Raw genomic sequence first — 13,744 nt, 5'->3', positions numbered from 1 at the left:
CGGCGCGGGACGCCGGTCGTTTCATCCGGCGTCAGCCGGCAAGCTTCTGCCTCAGCGAGCTGAGGCGCGAGGCGACGCTGCCGTCGATGACATCGTCGCCGATCTGCACGCGAACCCCGCCGAGCACGGAGGGGTCGACGATGGTGTCGAATCGAACGCGGCGACCCGCCTGAACGGCGAGTCCCTGCGCAAGGCGGTCGAGCTGCGCGGCCGTGAGGGGGACCGCGGTTGTGACCGTCGCGATGTCGAACCCGCGCTGGTCGGCGACGACGGATGCCGCGTGCCTCAGCAGTTCGCCGATGCGGCGGCCGCGCGGCTGCTGCACGAGGTGCCGCACGATCGCCACCGTCTGCGGGGCCGCCTTGCCCGCGAGGAGCCGGTCGACGAGCGCGAGCTTCGACTCGAGCGGGCTCAGCTTGCTGCCCAGGGCGAGCTCGAGCTCGGCGTCGGATGCCACGGCCTGCTCGAACGCGAAGAGCTCCGCGTCGATCTGCCCGCCCTCGCGCGCCGACTCCGCGGCGACGCGGTAGCCGAGGTCCTCGAGACCGGCGACGAAGTCGTCGCCGGTCGACCAGCGCCGCGTGGCGGCCGCGGTGACGAGCGTCACCGCGTCGGCCGTGATCCTCGCGCCGAAGACCGCCTCGACGAGCGTGCGCTTCTGCGCGTCATCCGCCTCGGCGTCGATGAGCGCGGAGCGCAGCTGCGACGACGAGCCCACGACCCGGCCGACCGCGAGGAGGTCCTCGGCGACCTGAAGCTCCGCCCGGCCGAGCTCGGCGAGCGTGGCTCGCGTGCCGGCGAGGGCCCCTCTCGTAGCGCTTCCCATGGACTACTTCTTCCCTCCGGCGGCGGCCTCGGAGGCCTCCAGGTCGGCGAGGAACCGGTCGACGACCGCGGTCGCCTTGGCGTCGTCGGAGAGGCTCTCGCCGATCACGCCGGACGCGAGGTCGATCGCGAGCGTGCCCACCTCGGAGCGCAGCGAGACGAGCGCGGACTGGCGCTCGGCTTCGATCTGCGCCTGTGCGCTCGCGGTGACGCGAGCCGCCTCGGTCGTGGCGGCGTCCTTCGCCTCGGCGACGATCTTCTTGCCGTCTTCCCGGGCGGTCTCGCGGATGCGGCCTGCCTCGGTGCGTGCGTCGGCGAGCTGCGCCGTGTACTCCTCGAGGGCGGCCTCCGCCTTGCGCTGTGCCTCGTCGGCCTTCGCGATGTTGCCCTCGATCGCCTCGGCGCGCTCGTCGAGCAGCTTCTGGACGCGCGGCAGCACGTACTTCCAGAAGAAGACGAGGATGATGACGAAGCACACGGTCGACCAGATGATGTCGTACCACTCCGGGATCACCGGGCTGGGGCTCGCTTCGCCACCCTCGGTTGCAGCGCTCAGTACTGCGTGCAGCACATTGGCCTCCTCAGTTGCGACGGATGGATCAGACGAAGATGAAGTACGTGGCGATGCCGATGAAGGCGAGCGCCTCGGTGAAGGCGATGCCGATCCACATCAGGACCTGGAGGCGGCCGGCGAGCTCGGGCTGGCGGGCGACTCCCTCGATCGTCTTGCCCACGACGATGCCGACGCCGATGGCCGGGCCGATCGCGGCGAGGCCGTAGCCGACCGTCGCGATGTTGCCGTTGATCTCAGCGAGAACGGTAGTTGCGTCCACGTTGGGTTTTTCCTTTCCTAGGGATGTTCCGGGCGGGGTGCCCGAGCTCAGTGCTCTTCTGCCACCGCGAGCTGGATGTAGACCGCGGTGAGGAGTGCGAAGACGTAGGCCTGCAGGACGGCGACGAGCACCTCGAACAGGGTGAAGACGAGGCCGAAGGCGAGGCTCCCGACGCCGAGCAGGGTCCACCAGCCGCTGAGCTGGAAGACGAAGAACTGCGTCGCCGCGAAGAAGAGCACGAGCAGGAGGTGTCCGACGATCATGTTCATCATGAGTCGGAGCGTGAGCGTGATCGGACGGATCACGAACGTCGAGATGAACTCGATCGGCGTGACGATGATGTACACCGGCCACGGCACACCCGCAGGGAAGAGGGAGTTCTTGAAGAAGTTCTTCGGGCTCTTCTTGACGCCCGCGTAGATGAAGACGGCGTAGGCGACGATCGCGAGCACGAGGGGCACGCCGATGACCGACGTGCCTGCGATGTTCAGGAAGGGGATGACACCGGTCAGGTTCATGAACAGGATCATGAAGAAGATCGTGGTGAGCAGCGGCAGGAACCGCTTGCCGTCCTTGCGGCCGAGCAGGTCGTCGGCGATGTTCACGCGAACGAGGTCGAGGCCCATCTCGACGAGGCTCTGGAACCGACCGGGCACGACGCGCATGTTGCGCGTTCCGAGCCAGAAGACGAGGATGAGCGCGACGACCGCGATGAAGCGGACGAGAGTGATGCGGTTGATCTCGAAGACGGTGCCCTCGAAGAGCAGGGCGCCCGGGAAGAACTCCAGAATCGACGGACCGTGGAACTCACCGTCATCGGTTGCGGTCGGAACCAGCAGGTTCACAGCGGTAGCTAGCAGCGCTATCTCCTGTTTCGGGGCGTGGAGCTCGGCTCTCGCGACGACGAACATGGATCGGATTCCGCACAGGCCGAAGCCGGGCGGAAGCCGTGGGGGATCCCGATCACTCTAGCAAGAACTTCGGTGTGCGGACGAATCGCGGACGAGCTCAGTCGTCGGTCGGCGCCTTGGGGAGCTCGACGTCGCTGACGTACGGGATGCGCGACTTCGCGACGACCAGCAGGTCGACGACGAGCGATGCGATGACGCCCGCCACGAGGCTCAGGAACAGCACCGTGGGGTTCAGCCAGGGCGCGTCGCGCAGCAGCACGACGAGCACGATGAAGACGATGAACTTCAGCAGCCAGCCGCCGAGCACGATGCCGAAGAAGACGCCGACGAACACGTCGCTCGACGCGAAGCGGTTGGCCAGCAGGATGCTCGCGGCGGTGATGCCCATGAACACGACGGCCATGACGGTGCCGAGAAGGGCGCTCACGAGGCCCTCGGTGCCGGCGAAGACGAATCCGAGGATGCCGCTGACGACCAGGACGATCGCTGCGAGCACGCCGCCCCAGGCGAGCGCCCTGAGGAGCACCGGGTTCGAGGTCGGGGTGCGGGCTTCGGGGTCAGGACGTCGGTCGGTCATGGTGCTCCAGTTCGGGGTCGCCCGATTCTACCGGCGGAGCCTGATCGGGACCCGGTGTGCGGTCGCCGGCCGGAGACGGCTCGAGTTCGTCGTACGCCGTGGCATCCGCTCGGTTCGTCTTCGCCTCCGCGGCGACCGTCAGTCGCTTGCGGCGACCGAGCGGCGCGAGGGTGACCGCCGCGCAGCCGAGGAAGCCGATCCCGAGCAGGAGGAAGGCCCACCCGGAGTCGATGTCGAAGTAGACGGGGAAGACGTAGGTGAGGAGGCATCCGACCGAGGCGACGGCCGTCCACGCATAGAAGATGAGCACCGCGTTGAGGTGCGAGTGACCCATGTCGAGGAGCCGGTGATGCAGGTGCTTGCGGTCCGCCGCGAACGGGGACTTGCCGGCCCGCAGGCGCCGCACGACCGCGAGGCCGAAGTCGAGCAACGGGATGACCAGCACGGCGAACGGCAACAGGATCGGGATGAACGCCGCGAAGAGCTGGTCGAATCCGACGCCCGTGGGATTCAGCTGGCCCGTGACCGAGATGGCCGAGGTGGCCATCAGCAGGCCGATGAGCAGCGCCCCCGCGTCGCCCATGAAGAGCTTGGCCGGATGCCAGTTCAGCGGAAGGAATCCGGCGCACGCGCCGACGAGGATGATCGCGATGAGCGACGCGAGGTTGAAGTAGTTGAGCGGCGACGTCTGCTGAACGAGCAGGTAGGTGTAGAGGAAGAACACCCCGTTCGCGATGAGCGCGACGCCTGCGACGAGTCCGTCGAGCCCGTCGATGAAGTTGATCGCGTTCATCACGAGCACGATCGTGAAGACGGTGATGGTCGCGCTCATCCACGATGAGCCGACCGTGATGCCGCCGATCGGCAGCGACACGATCGACACGCCCTGCCAGGCGATCAGTCCGGCCGCGATGAACTGCCCGGCGAGCTTGGTCGTCCAGTCGAGATCCCAGATGTCGTCGGCGACCCCGATGAGCACGATGAGCAGCGCCGCCCCGAGGATCGCGAGGATCTGCGACGGGTTCTGGAACACGATCGAGACGATCGAGAAGCGCGTGGAACCGAACGTCGAGACGAACGCGGCCGCTGCGATCGCCGCGACGATGCCGACGAACATGGCGATGCCGCCGAGCCGCGGCGTGGGGCGCGTGTGCACGTCGCGCTCGCGGATCTTCGGGTACAGCCGGTACTTCAGGCTGAGCTTCCACACGAGCACCGAGCCGCCGAACGTGACGAGCGCGGCCACGAGGGCGAGCGCGAGGAAGAGGGTCATGGTTGCGTGGCATCCGCTGCGTCGCCGGCGGCCGCGCCGGTACCGGATGCCTCGCCGGTGCCGGATGCCGCGTCGAGCAGTTCCTCGCCGACGACGGCCGCGATCCGCTCACGCGATATGACGCCCGCGCGCACGATGCGCAGCACTCCGCCGTCGGCGTCGAGGCCGGTGGCGTCGACGATCGTCGACGACGTGTCGCCGGGACGCTCGCCGATCGCCTCGTACTGCCCGCCGGCGACCCCGCCGTCGAGGTACACGGCGACAGCGTCGCCGAGCATGGCCTCGGCATCGCCCGCCGACTGCGCCGAAGGCTCGCCCGATCGGTTCGCCGACGACACCGCGAGCGGGCCCGTCTCGGAGAGCAGCTCGAGCGCGATGCGGTTGGCCGGCACGCGCAGGGCCACCGTGCCGCGGGTCTCGCCGAGATCCCACGTGAGCGACGGCTGCGCGTGGAGCACCACGGTGAGGCCGCCGGGCCAGAACTCGCTCACGAGCCGCCGCACCGGCTCCGGCACGTCTCTCGCCAGCGCGTCGAGCGTCGGGATGCCCGGGATGAGCACCGGAGGCGGCGAGGTGCGGTCGCGGCCCTTCGCCTCGAGCAGCCGGGCGACGGCTGCGGGCACGAACGCATCGGCGGCGACGCCGTAGACCGTGTCGGTGGGGAGCACCACGAGCTCGCCGCGTCCGATGGCGGCGCGGGCGAGCCGCATTCCCTCGAGCAGCTGGGATTCGACCGAACAGTCGTAGATGGCAGTCATGACCAGCCGAGTCTAGACCAGGGGGCCCGTCGCACCCTGGCCGCCCGATGGTGCGACGGAGGCGACGGATGCCGCGGGCAACTGTCGCCCGCGGCATCCGCCGCCGCGTCGTCCGTCGTCGTCAGCGGCGGCCCGACTTCCGCCGGAACAGACACGCGCCCCAAATCGCGCTGGCGGCGATGATGCCGAGGCACCAGCCCACCGCCCACCACGCCGAGTCGCCGGTGGGGGTGCCCATGAGGAGCCCTCGGATGGTCTCGATGACGGGCGTGATCGGCTGATTCTCGGCGATCCACTGCAGCCACCCGGGCATCGTGTCGACCGGCACGAACGCGCTCGAGATGTATGGCAGGAACAGCAGGATGAATCCGTAGCCGCTTGCCGCCTCGGAGCTCGACGCGGCCAGCCCGATCGCCGCGAACAGGTAGGTGATCGCGAGGATGTAGAGGGCGACCATCGCGAACGCGCCGGCCCATTCGAGCGGCGACGCGACCGGCCGGAAGCCGACGAGGAGCGCGACCGCGATCACCACGGCGGTGGCGACCAGGTTGCGCGCGAGGCTCGCGACGACGTGGCCCGTGAGCACGGCGCCGCTTCGGATCGGCATGGTGCGGAAACGATCGATGATGCCCGTCGTCATGTCCCGCGATACGGCGATGGCCGTCGACGAGGCGCCGAACCCGGCGCAGAGCAGGATGATGCCCGGCACGACGTAGTCGACGTAGCCGCCCGACGGGTCGATGGCGTTGCCGAAGATGAAGGTGAACATCAGCATGAGCATCGTCGGCAGCACGACGGCCATGAGCAGGGCCTCGACGTCGCGCACGGAGTGGATGAAGCTGCGGGAGACGAACGTGGACTCGGCGGTGAGCGCGCCGAGGCGTGGGCGGGTGGTTGCGATCGTGGTCATGTCGTCACTTCGTTTCGAGGAGTACGGGGAAGGATGCCGCGCCGCCGGTCGTGATCGCGAGGAACACGTCGTCGAGGCTGGGGCGGCGGATGGAGACGGCGACGCCCTCGGCTGCGGCTGCGGGCGTTCGGTCGAGCTCGTCGATCGCGGCCCGGAGTCCGTGCACGCTGCCATCGGTCGGGAGTTCGACGAGGAGGGCCCCGTCTGCGTCGCGGAGTTCGACGACGTCGCCGCCGATGCGGGCCTTCAGCTCGTCCGCCGTGCCTTCGGCGGCGACCCGGCCGCGATCGAGCACGGCGATGCGGTCGGCGAGGCGATCGGCCTCCTCGAGGTACTGCGTGGTGAGGAAGACGGTCGTGCCGTCTGCGGCGAGCGAGCGGATGACGCTCCACAACTCCTGCCGGCTTCGGGTGTCCAGGCCCGTGGTCGGCTCGTCGAGGAACAGCACGGGCACGGCGAGGATGAGGCTGAGCGCGAGGTCGAGTCGCCTGCGCATCCCGCCCGAGTAGGCGCCGACACGTCGGGCCGCGGCATCCGTCAGGTCGAACCGCTCGAGGAGTTCGGCGGCCCGTGCCCGGGCGTCGCGACGGGACAGGCCCGAGAGCCTCCCCATCATCACGAGGTTCTCGATGCCCGTGAGCACCTCGTCGACGGCGGCGGCCTGCCCCGTCAGGCTGATGCGGCGCTTGACCTCCTCCGGCTGTGCCGCGACGTCGAATCCCGCGACACGGGCGCTGCCGGCATCGGGACGCACGAGCGTCGTGAGCACGTTGATGGTCGTGGTCTTGCCCGCGCCGTTGGGCCCGAGCAGGGCGAGTACGGTTCCGGCGGGCACCGCGAGGTCGAGCCCCGAGAGCACTTCGGTGCGACCGAAGCGCTTGCGGAGCCCGCGAGCGTCGATGGCGAGAGTCATCGGAAATCCTTCCATGGTCGTCGTCTGCGTAGGTGGCAAACTGTTTATGCACTGCACTGTCGTTTAAGTAATACACAGTTCTAGACTGATCGTCAACAGCAGTCGGAACGGGAGCAGATGTCGAAGTCCACGCCGCACGAGACCGGTCGACCCGACCCCGAGCTGCCCCGGGGCGTCGCGCTCGCATGGGGCATCGCCGCGAACCCGCAACGCGGGCCGAAACGCGAACTCTCCATCGAGCGCATCGTCGAGGCCGCGATCGAGATCGCCGACGCCGAAGGGCTCGGCGCGGTGTCGATGAGCCGGGTCGCCGCTTCGCTCGGATTCACGACCATGTCGCTCTACCGATACGTGACGAGCAAGGACGACCTGATCCTGCTCATGGCGGAGGACGCGACCCTCATCGCGGTGCCCGACGAAACCGTCGAGCGCATCTGGCGCGACGGGATCACGGCCTGGGTGTCCGCGTTGCGCACCGCATACCGTGAGCACCCGTGGCTCGTCGACGTCCCGATCTCGGGCGCGCCGATCACGCCGAACAGCCTCACGATCGTCGACTGGTTCCTCCGCGAGGTCCGCTCACTCCCCTTGACCGACGGCGAGAAGATGTCGGCCCTGTTGCTGTGCACCAGCTACGTGCGAGCCACGAGCGCACAGGAACGCGACCTCGGTGCCGCGGCCGAGGCATCCGACCCGGCGGATGTCTCTGGCGAGAACTTCTTCGAGGTGCTCACCGAGCTCGTCACCCCCGAACGATTCCCGTACCTCAGCCCGCTGCTCGCCGCGGGCGGGTACGTCTCCGAACCGGGAACCGGCTCGATCGACACCGATGACGACTTCGAGTTCGGCCTCCAGCGCATCCTCGACGGCATCGAGCACCACATCGGGCGCGTGGAGTCCGGCGTGCCCGTGGTCTCGGCCACGCCGCTCCCCCCGCAGCTCGACCTGCCCCGCGATGCGAAGGTGCGCGAGGCAGCCAAGGCGCGCCGGGAGGCCGAGAAGGCGCTGCGCGAAGCTCAGAAACGCGAGCGCGAGGCGATCAAGCACGCGCTCGAGCGCGAGAAGCACGCACGGGAGAAGGCGGCCCGCGGCACCTGATCGCGTTCAGCGCACGGCGGTCGTCGCCCGGTCGCGCATGGTGAAGTCACGGTGATGTGCGATCGCCCGCCACCCGTCGGCCGCGAGGAGCGCGGCGATCGGTGCCGACTGCGTCTCGGCGTGCTCGAGCACGAGCATGCCGCCGGGATGCAGCAGCCCGGCGGCCCGGTGCGAGATCACCCGGATCACGTCGAGGCCGTCGACGCCGCCGTAGAGCGCCGCCTCGGGATCGTGGAGATGCACCTCCGGGTCCGCCGGAACCTCGCCCGCCGGCACGTACGGCGGATTGGAGATCACCACGGCCGCCCGTCCGTCGAGCGCGGGCAGCGCGTTCGCGAGGTCGTCGAACACGAGCTCGAGGTTGGGTGCGTCGACCTCCTCGACGTTGCGGCGCGTCCACGGGAACGCCTCGGGCGAGTTCTCGACCGCCCACACCCGCGCGTGCGGAACCTCCGTTGCCATCGCGAGGGCGATCGCCCCGCTGCCGCTGCCGAGGTCGACCGCGATCGGCTCGGGCTCCGCCGTCGCGCGGAGCGCATCGATCGCGAGCTGCACGACCTGCTCGGTCTCGGGGCGCGGCACGAAGACACCGGGCCCGACCGCGAGCTCGAGGGAGCGGAACGCCGCGCGCCCCGTGAGGTGCTGCAGCGGTTCGCGCGCGGCACGGCGCGCGACCAGCGGCTCGAGCGCCGCGGCATCCGCCTCTCCGAGCTCCGCCCCCATCACGAGCTGCGCCTGCACGCCGCCCCGCGAGAGGCCGAGCACGTGGCCGATCAGGAGCTCGGCGTCGACCTCGGGATCGGGCACCCCCGCAGCCGCGAGCCGCGCCACCGTCTCGTCGCGCACGGCGCGCAGCTCGCGGGCGCCGTGCGGCGGCATCCGCTCATCCATGACGTCCATCCATGAAACGGAATGTAACGCACGTGACCGTGAGAGAGCGCCGCCGTAGGCTGAGCGCGGCGTCAGCCGGCGCAGCGCACCCGAGAGGAAGCACCATGGCCCAGGTCTACGACAACATCACCGAGGTCTTCGGCCGCACGCCCCTCGTGCGCCTGAACCGCGTCACCGACGGCGCGGATGCCACGGTGCTCGCGAAGCTCGAGTTCTACAACCCGTCCGCCAGCGTGAAGGACCGCCTCGGCATCGCGATCGTCGACGCGGCCGAGGCGTCGGGCGAGCTCGAGCCCGGCGGCACGATCGTCGAGGCCACCAGCGGCAACACCGGCATCGCGCTCGCCATGGTCGGCGCCGCGCGCGGCTATCGGGTGATCATCGCGATGCCCGAGACGATGAGCCGGGAGCGCCGCGGCCTGCTGCGCGCCTACGGGGCCGAGCTCGTGCTCACGCCGGGCGGCGAGGGCATGAAGGGCGCCGTCGCGCGCGCCGAGCAGATCGTCGCCGAGACGCCCGGCGCGGTGCTCGCCAAGCAGTTCGAGAACCAGGCCAATGTCGAGATCCACCGACGCACCACGGCCGAGGAGGTCTGGAACGACACCGACGGCGGCGTCGACATCTTCGTCTCCGGGATCGGCACGGGCGGCACGATCTCGGGTGTCGGCCAGGTGCTGAAGGAGCGCAAGCCCGACGTGAGGGTCGTCGGCGTGGAGCCCGCCGAGTCGCCGATCCTCAACGGCGGCCAGCCCGGCCCGCACAAGATCCAGGGACTCGGGGCGAACTTCGTACCGGCGATCCTCGACCGCGACGTCTACGACGAGATCATCGACGTGAACATCGACCAGTCGGTCGCCACGGCACGACGGCTCGGCGTCGAGGAGGGCATCCTCGGCGGCATCTCGTCGGGCGCCACCGTGTACGCGGCCGTCGAGCTCGCGAAGCGCCCCGAGAATGCCGGCAAGACGATCGTCGTGGTGCTCGCGAGCTTCGGCGAGCGCTACCTGTCGTCGGTGCTCTACGAAGGTCTGCTTGACTGATCGGGTGGGAATCCTCGCCCGGCTCAGGGAAGACATCGCGACCGCACGTGCACACGACCCGGCATCGCGGAGCGCGATCGAGGTGGTGCTCGCATATTCGGGGCTGCACGCCATCTGGGGCTACCGCGTCATGCACGGGCTCTGGGTCGCCGGGTTCCGGCTGCCTGCACGGCTCGGCTCGCAGCTCGTGCGCTTCCTCACTGGCGTCGAGATCCATCCCGGCGCCCGCATCGGCCGGCGGTTCTTCATCGACCACGGCATGGGCATCGTGATCGGCGAGACGGCCGTCGTCGGCGACGACGTGATGCTCTACCACGGGGTCACGCTCGGCGGGAAGGCGCCCCGCGGCGCACCCCGCGGCGCGAAGCGGCATCCGACCCTCCAGGACGGCGTGACCGTCGGCGCCGGCGCGAAGGTGCTCGGCGACGTGACGATCGGCGCCTGGAGCGCGATCGGCGCCAACGCGGTCGTGACGAAGGACGCCCCGGCGCACTCGCTCATCGTCGGGATCCCCGCCACCTTCAAGCCGCTCTCGCATGAGACCGCCGACGCCGCGCGCGGCGTGCACGACTGGCACGACTGGCACATCTGAGCGCACCGGTCGGATGCCTCCACTCATCTGTCAGAGCGGGAGGAACATGACGTGCAGGCCCACGCGGCCGTGGCGTGGCGAACGGAAGGCGTTCGGCACGGTGCCGACGACCTCGAAGCCCAGCGACGTCCAGAGGTGGACTGCCGCCTCGTTCGACGCGACGACCGCGTTGAATTGGATGCCTTCGAAGCCACGGCGCCGATGCCAGTCGATGACGTACTCGCCGAGCGCCCGGCCGACGCCCGCGCCGCGTGCCGCGGGGTCGATCATGAAGGACGCAGTGCCGATGTGATCGCCATGACCCGGTCGATTCGGCCCCATCTTCGCCGTGCCGACGACGACGCCGTCGATCTCGGCGACCACGGTGAGCCCAGGGGGCTGCTCCATCCAGAGTGCGCGAGCGTCGGCTGACGACAGCGATGCCGGGTAGGCGTAGGTCTCGCCCTCGCTCACCACGTGCTGGAAGATCGGAAGAATGGCCGCCCAGTCGGATGCCGCGGCGGGCCGGATCACGAGGTCGGCGGTCATTCGTCGCCGATGGCGGCGAGCCGCGCCTCTTCGTCGGCCTGGACGGCGGATTCGATGATCGGGTCGAGCGCTCCGTTCATGACCTGGTCGAGGTTGTACGCCTTGTAGCCGGTGCGGTGGTCGGCGATGCGGTTCTCGGGGAAGTTGTACGTGCGGATGCGCTCGGAACGGTCCATGGAGCGGATCTGCGACTTGCGGGCGTCGGATGCCGCGGCCGCCTGCTCCTCCTGCTGGCGCGCGAGGAGCCGGGCGCGCAGCACGCGCATCGCCGCCTCGCGGTTCTGCAGCTGCGACTTCTCGTTCTGCATGGACACGACGATGCCCGTGGGCAGGTGCGTGATGCGTACCGCGGAGTCGGTGGTGTTCACCGACTGGCCCCCGGGCCCCGATGAGCGGTACACGTCGATCTTCAGGTCGTTCTGGTTGATGTCGACCTCTTCGGGCTCGTCGACCTCGGGGAACACGAGCACGCCCGTGGTCGACGTGTGGATGCGGCCCTGCGTCTCGGTGACCGGCACGCGCTGCACGCGGTGCACGCCGCCCTCGTACTTCAGGTGCGCCCAGACGCCCTGCGAGGAATCGGTCGCGTTCGACTTGATCGCGACCTGCACGTCCTTGTAGCCGCCGAGGTCGGACTCGTTCTGGTCGAGGAGCTCGACCTTCCACCCCTTCGACTGCGAGAACTGCATGTACATGCGAAGCAGGTCACCGGCGAAGAGGGCGCTCTCCGCGCCGCCCTCGCCGCCCTTGATCTCCATGATCACGTCGCGGCCGTCGTCGGGGTCACGCGGGATGAGCAGGCGGCGCAGCCGCTCCTGCGCGCTCGCGAGGCCCTCCTCGAGGCTCGGCACCTCTTCGGCGAACGCGTCGTCCTCCTTGGCCAGCTCGCGTGCCGCCTCGAGGTCGTCACCCGCCTGCTGCCACACCTCATGGGCGTGCACGATGCGGCTGAGCTCGGCGTAGCGCCGGTTCACCTTCTTCGCGCGCGCGGCGTCGGCGTGCAGCGCCGGGTCGGCGAGCTCCTCCTGGAGCTCGCCGTGCTCGGCGAGCAGGGCCTGGACCGATTCGAACACGGATGCCTCAGCGGTGATCGGTCTCGTGCCCGTGCGAGTTGCCGTGGCCGTTGGCGACCGGCATCGACTTCTGCATGAGCATGAGGAACTCGACGTTGGACTGCGTCTCCTTCAGGCGCCCGAGCACCGCCTCGAGGGCCTGCTGCTGCTCGAGGCCTGCGAGGGCGCGGCGCAGCTTCCACGTGATCTTCACCTCGTCGGGCGAGAGCAGCATCTCCTCACGGCGAGTGGAGGACGCGTTCACGTCGACCGCCGGGAAGATGCGCTTGTCGGCGAGCTGGCGCGAGAGGCGCAGCTCGGAGTTGCCGGTGCCCTTGAACTCCTCGAAGATGACCTCGTCCATCTTCGAGCCGGTCTCGACCAGCGCGGTGGCGAGGATCGTGAGCGAGCCACCGTTCTCGATGTTGCGCGCGGCACCGAAGAAACGCTTCGGCGGGTACAGCGCCGAGGCGTCGACGCCGCCGGAGAGGATGCGACCGGATGCCGGTGCCGCGAGGTTGTAGGCACGACCGAGCCGGGTGATCGAATCGAGCAGCACGACGACGTCGTGGCCGAGCTCGACGAGACGCTTCGCACGCTCGATGGCGAGCTCCGCGACGGTCGTGTGGTCTTCGGCCGGACGGTCGAAGGTCGAGGCGATGACCTCGCCCTTCACCGTGCGCTGCATGTCGGTGACCTCTTCGGGGCGCTCGTCGACGAGCACGACCATGAGGTGCACCTCGGGGTTGTTGATCGAGATGGCGTTCGCGATCTGCTGCAGCACGATCGTCTTGCCCGCCTTCGGCGGGGCGACGATGAGGCCGCGCTGGCCCTTGCCGATCGGGGCGACGAGATCGATGATGCGCTGGGTGAGCTTGGTGTGCTCGGTCTCGAGACGCAGGCGCTCCTGCGGGTAGAGCGGCGTGAGCTTCTGGAAGTCGACACGGGCCGCGGACTCCTCGGGCGTCTGGCCGTTCACCGAGTCGACCTTGACGAGGGCGTTGTACTTCTGGCGGCTGTTCGACTCGCCCTCGCGCGGCTGCTTGATCGAGCCGACGACCGCGTCGCCCTTGCGCAGGTTGTACTTCTTCACCTGGCCGAGCGAGACGTAGACGTCGCTCGGCCCGGGCAGGTAGCCGGTCGTGCGCACGAACGCGTAGTTGTCGAGCACGTCGAGGATGCCGGCGATGGGGATGAGCACGTCGTCGTCGAGGATCTCGGGCTCGAGCTCGTCGCCGGCGCCCTGGCCGCGGCGCTTGCGGTCGCGATACCGGTTGCGTCGCCCGCCCTCGCCCTCGGGCTGCGGCTGCGCGTCGCGGGCCTGCTGGCCGCGGCCGCCCTCCTCCTGCTTGCCGTCGCTCTCACCCTGGCGTTCGCGAGCGGGCTTGCCGCCCTGCTCGGCGGCCTTGCGCTGCGTGTCGCCGCCGTTCTGGCGATCGCCGCCCTGGCCCTTCTGGCGACCCTGGTTCTCATCGCCGGACATCTGGGCGTCGTCGCCCGAGAGCTCGCGTTCGACGCCCCGGCGGCCGCGGGCCGGGCCGCG

16 protein-coding genes are annotated in these 13,744 nt (G+C 69.6%); 3 read left to right on the top strand and 13 right to left on the bottom strand.

Annotated features, from left to right (window positions below; translation table 11 throughout):
- Positions 1-31: 31 nt before the first annotated feature.
- The 9 genes from ACFWN7_RS02565 to ACFWN7_RS02525 all read right to left on the bottom strand — a co-directional run bounded on the left by ACFWN7_RS02565 (position 32) and on the right by ACFWN7_RS02525 (position 7,000).
- A complete protein-coding gene (locus ACFWN7_RS02565; RefSeq protein WP_376937117.1) occupies positions 32-826 on the bottom strand; it encodes a F0F1 ATP synthase subunit delta in 795 nt (264 codons plus the stop codon).
- 3 nt (positions 827-829) lie between these two features.
- On the bottom strand, positions 830-1,393 hold the full coding sequence (locus tag ACFWN7_RS02560; RefSeq protein ID WP_376937330.1) for a F0F1 ATP synthase subunit B: 564 nt from the start codon (positions 1,391-1,393) through the stop codon (positions 830-832).
- A 31-nt stretch (positions 1,394-1,424) separates the two neighbouring features.
- Positions 1,425-1,658 (bottom strand): ATP synthase F0 subunit C, encoded by a 234-nt coding sequence (atpE, locus tag ACFWN7_RS02555; RefSeq protein WP_022888426.1) that lies wholly within the window; start codon positions 1,656-1,658, stop codon positions 1,425-1,427.
- A gap of 47 nt (positions 1,659-1,705) precedes the next feature.
- Entirely contained in the window at positions 1,706-2,503 is a 798-nt protein-coding gene (gene atpB, locus ACFWN7_RS02550) for a F0F1 ATP synthase subunit A (RefSeq protein WP_376937116.1), read from the bottom strand.
- A 163-nt stretch (positions 2,504-2,666) separates the two neighbouring features.
- Entirely contained in the window at positions 2,667-3,146 is a 480-nt protein-coding gene (locus tag ACFWN7_RS02545; RefSeq protein WP_376937115.1) for a hypothetical protein, read from the bottom strand.
- Positions 3,127-4,419 (bottom strand): MraY family glycosyltransferase, encoded by a 1,293-nt coding sequence (locus tag ACFWN7_RS02540; protein WP_376937113.1) that lies wholly within the window; start codon positions 4,417-4,419, stop codon positions 3,127-3,129. The genes ACFWN7_RS02545 and ACFWN7_RS02540 overlap by 20 nt, the downstream gene beginning before the upstream one ends.
- Entirely contained in the window at positions 4,416-5,177 is a 762-nt protein-coding gene (locus ACFWN7_RS02535) for an L-threonylcarbamoyladenylate synthase (RefSeq protein ID WP_376937112.1), read from the bottom strand. The genes ACFWN7_RS02540 and ACFWN7_RS02535 overlap by 4 nt, the downstream gene beginning before the upstream one ends.
- Positions 5,178-5,298: 121 nt before the next feature.
- The gene (locus ACFWN7_RS02530; RefSeq protein WP_376937111.1) at positions 5,299-6,087 is read right to left on the bottom strand and encodes an ABC transporter permease; all 789 of its coding nucleotides are present in this window, start codon (positions 6,085-6,087) and stop codon (positions 5,299-5,301) included.
- Between the two features lie 4 nt (positions 6,088-6,091).
- Positions 6,092-7,000 (bottom strand): ATP-binding cassette domain-containing protein, encoded by a 909-nt coding sequence (locus ACFWN7_RS02525; RefSeq protein ID WP_376937110.1) that lies wholly within the window; start codon positions 6,998-7,000, stop codon positions 6,092-6,094.
- Positions 7,001-7,117: 117 nt separating this feature from the next.
- On the opposite strand from ACFWN7_RS02525, the gene ACFWN7_RS02520 reads away from it, so the two are divergent.
- Positions 7,118-8,098 carry a TetR/AcrR family transcriptional regulator C-terminal domain-containing protein gene (locus ACFWN7_RS02520; protein WP_376937109.1) on the top strand — a complete coding sequence of 327 codons (981 nt, stop codon included), beginning with the start codon at positions 7,118-7,120 and terminating at the stop codon, positions 8,096-8,098.
- A 6-nt stretch (positions 8,099-8,104) separates the two neighbouring features.
- Here the strand turns inward: ACFWN7_RS02520 and prmC are convergent, their stop codons facing one another.
- Positions 8,105-8,977: a peptide chain release factor N(5)-glutamine methyltransferase gene (gene prmC / locus ACFWN7_RS02515; RefSeq protein ID WP_376937329.1), complete on the bottom strand. Its 873-nt coding sequence runs from the start codon at positions 8,975-8,977 to the stop codon at positions 8,105-8,107.
- A 116-nt stretch (positions 8,978-9,093) separates the two neighbouring features.
- Here prmC and cysK point away from each other — a divergent pair, with 116 nt between their 5' ends.
- Together cysK and epsC are read left to right on the top strand one after the other, a co-directional pair.
- A complete protein-coding gene (cysK, locus tag ACFWN7_RS02510) occupies positions 9,094-10,029 on the top strand; it encodes a cysteine synthase A (protein WP_376937108.1) in 936 nt (311 codons plus the stop codon).
- Positions 10,022-10,621, top strand: coding sequence for a serine O-acetyltransferase EpsC (gene epsC / locus ACFWN7_RS02505; RefSeq protein WP_376937107.1), 600 nt, complete (start codon positions 10,022-10,024; stop codon positions 10,619-10,621). Before cysK ends, epsC begins: the two co-directional genes overlap by 8 nt.
- 30 nt (positions 10,622-10,651) lie before the next feature.
- Here epsC and ACFWN7_RS02500 read toward each other — a convergent pair whose 3' ends face one another.
- The 3 genes from ACFWN7_RS02500 to rho all read right to left on the bottom strand — a co-directional run.
- On the bottom strand, positions 10,652-11,149 hold the full coding sequence (locus tag ACFWN7_RS02500) for a GNAT family N-acetyltransferase (protein ID WP_376937106.1): 498 nt from the start codon (positions 11,147-11,149) through the stop codon (positions 10,652-10,654).
- The gene (prfA, locus tag ACFWN7_RS02495) at positions 11,146-12,222 is read right to left on the bottom strand and encodes a peptide chain release factor 1 (RefSeq protein WP_376937105.1); all 1,077 of its coding nucleotides are present in this window, start codon (positions 12,220-12,222) and stop codon (positions 11,146-11,148) included. The genes ACFWN7_RS02500 and prfA overlap by 4 nt, the downstream gene beginning before the upstream one ends.
- A 7-nt stretch (positions 12,223-12,229) precedes the next feature.
- On the bottom strand, positions 12,230-13,744 hold a 1,515-nt coding region (gene rho, locus ACFWN7_RS02490; protein WP_376937104.1), incomplete at its 5' end, for a transcription termination factor Rho.

The organism is Agromyces sp. NPDC058484, assembly GCF_042720415.1.
Lineage (GTDB): Bacteria > Actinomycetota > Actinomycetes > Actinomycetales > Microbacteriaceae > Agromyces.
The sequence above is the reverse complement of the archived record's forward strand: the minus strand, read 5'-3'. Positions and strand labels throughout refer to the sequence as shown.